1 protein-coding gene is annotated in these 814 nt (G+C 47.5%); it reads left to right on the plus strand.

The features are described from left to right. Window positions 1–424: 424 nt before the first annotated feature. On the plus strand, window positions 425–814 hold a 390-nt coding region (locus L1D11_RS22475; protein ID WP_239862831.1), incomplete at its 3' end, for a site-specific integrase.

The following is an 814-nucleotide window of genomic DNA, read 5'->3' on the forward strand; positions in this document are numbered from 1 at the left end:
TAAGAGTTAAACCCACCGGGTCATTGCAGACGCTAATGATGGAGATAGGTTAAGACCACTTGCGGAGAGCCTGTTAATGCGGCGGACACACTAGATGTCATCTAACGAATAAGGCCCCGCAGTCGCGTAAGTCATCAGGGTCACGATGTATGCGAATCATCGATAAGTAGACCGAATGTAGAGCGGCAGTCCAAAACCCATCACTATTCGTTTAGCGGATGTTTGACAACCGGGGGAATCCATGTAGCCGCGTTAAGCGGACGAAAATAGTGGGTTAAAATGTGTAGCGAAGCGAAACCTAACCCACTGTTTTAGTTCCGTTTAAACGCCTTGTTGAACGAAGCCGCTGCGCGGCAGAATAAAGACAGCACAAGTCATACTCTTATCACACCATCACCCTGATGGTCGTTAACAGGAGTAACTTATGAATTCCACCGACTTAGAACGCTACAACATTCTTTATGAACAACACCTTACCAACCTTAAGCTGCAAGGTAAACGACCTGCGACCATTGATGCCTATTCTCGTGCGGTTCGTCGGATCACCGCTCATTTCGATCGGGTCCCTGATACATTAACCACGGCCGACCTCAAACAGTTCTTCGCATCTCTTATTCAAACTCACTCGTGGAGCACCATTAAACTCGACCGTAACGGCTTACAGTTCTTCTATCGCTATACGCTCGATAAACAGTGGGAGTGGCTCAATATCGTCAAGCCGCCACAAGTGAAACGACTGCCCGACATACTCACACCACAGCAAGTCAGTTCTCTGATTACTTACACTCGACAGGCACGTTATCAGGTGTTTTTT

The sequence above is a fragment of the Vibrio sp. Isolate32 genome, assembly GCF_022397955.1.
Classification (GTDB): Bacteria; Pseudomonadota; Gammaproteobacteria; order Enterobacterales; family Vibrionaceae; genus Vibrio.